Origin of the sequence: Oscillibacter sp. KLE 1745, assembly GCF_000469445.2 — a bacterium.
Classification (GTDB): Bacteria; Bacillota; Clostridia; order Oscillospirales; family Oscillospiraceae; genus Oscillibacter; species Oscillibacter welbionis.
In genome coordinates, this window is the sequence record NZ_KI271738.1 from 1 (window position 1) to 718 (window position 718).

At 63.6% G+C, this 718-nt stretch carries 1 protein-coding gene; it reads left to right on the forward strand.

What is annotated here, in order from left to right; all coding sequences use genetic code 11:
• Positions 1-718 (forward strand): electron transfer flavoprotein subunit alpha/FixB family protein (locus HMPREF1546_RS11495; protein WP_021748998.1); only part of this gene is annotated, 718 nt, incomplete at both ends.

Here is a 718-nt window from a genome sequence, read left to right on the forward strand (position 1 = left end):
GACTGCACCCACCTGGACGTGGATGTGGCGAACTACATCCAGTTCCTGCGTGAGTCCAGCACCCTGGACGTGGACAGCCAGAAGTGGGATATGGAGGACCGGAACCTGAAGATGACCCGTCCGGCTTTCGGCGGCCACCTGATGGCCACCATCATCTGCCCGCGGTTCCGTCCCTGCATGGCGACGGTGCGCCCCGGCGTGATGAAGAAGAACGTCTTCGACCAGGCCAAGGCGGATGCGTGCGAGATCGTGAAGCCCAGCTTCCAGCTGAGCGAGAGCGACCTGAACACCGAGGTTGTGGAGGTCGTGAAGGCCGCCAAGAAGCTGGTAGACCTGATCGGCGCGGACTACATCGTGTCTGTGGGCCGCGGCATCAGCAAGGATGTCGAGGGCGGCATCAAGCTGGCTGAGGAGCTGGCGGACGTCCTGGGCGGCGTCGTGGGCGGCTCCCGTGCCACCATCGACTCCGGCTGGCTGTCTGCCGACCATCAGGTGGGCCAGACCGGCAAGACGGTGCATCCGAAGGTGTACATCGCCCTGGGCATCTCCGGCGCCATCCAGCACAAGGCCGGTATGCAGGACTCCGAGTGCATCATCGCGGTGAACAAGAACGACACTGCGCCCATCTTCGAGATTGCCGACTACGGCATCTGCGGCGACCTGTTCAAGGTCACCCCCATGCTGATCGAGGCCATCAAGGCCGCCAAGGCTGCGAAGT